We start from the raw sequence: 783 nt of genomic DNA on the forward strand, positions 1-783 counted from the left end.
CGATGCCGAGCAGGGCCGCGTCGTGGCTGTTGGGCAGGACCGCGGAGATCGCCGTGTCGTTCCACTCCGGGCGCACGCCCCAGCGTTCCTCGATCGTGCGGTGCAGGGACTGGGTTTCCCAGTCGAACAGCTCGATGTCCGGGAACCGGTCGACGGACAGGTTGGTGCGCTCGACCGCGAACGGCTCGTCCTCGACGTAGCGGAGGCGTTCCAGCCGGAACACCCGCGCACCCGGCGGCACGTTCAGCCGTCCCGCGATGCGGGGGCCCGCGCTTTCGACCTCGGCGTGCAGCACCTTCGTCTTCGGGACGACGCCGCGGGCCTGCATGTCCTCGGTGAACGAGGTCAGCATGTCGATGTGCGCGGCCTGCCGTTCGGCGGTGAAGGTCGCGGTGCCGTGCTGGCGGTACAGGACGCCGTCGGCGACCAGGCGGTTGATCTCCTGCCGCACGGTGCCGCGGGCCACCTGGAAGTGCTCGGCGAGGAACCGCTCGGACGGCATCAGCCGCCCCGGCCCGGCCTCGTTGGCGGCGCTCTCGAGGATTTCCCGCAGCTGGTCGCCCTTCGGCCGCCCCGGCTGCAGCGCGTCCGGCAGACGCAGATCGCTCGCGGCGACGTGTTTCGGACGGGGCATGGCTTCAGTATGTCGCGCAACGCCCGCCGAGGTAACACCCGGCGCGGCCCGGGGGCGCCGGGGCAAAGCGGTGGCAAAGTCACTTTCCCGCAGGCTGGGGCAGGCGGGGGCCGGCTGCTTGGGCCGGGGCAGGCCGCTGGGCTCGGGGC

Annotated in this window: 1 protein-coding gene; it reads right to left on the reverse strand. The window is 72.4% G+C overall.

Annotated features, from left to right (window positions below; translation table 11 throughout):
• A partial coding sequence (locus CCN39_RS48990) for a GntR family transcriptional regulator (protein WP_086854052.1) occupies window positions 1-634 on the reverse strand: 634 nt, incomplete at its 3' end.
• Window positions 635-783: the final 149 nt, after the last annotated feature.

It is taken from the genome of Amycolatopsis kentuckyensis (assembly GCF_002155975.1).
Lineage (GTDB): Bacteria > Actinomycetota > Actinomycetes > Mycobacteriales > Pseudonocardiaceae > Amycolatopsis > Amycolatopsis kentuckyensis.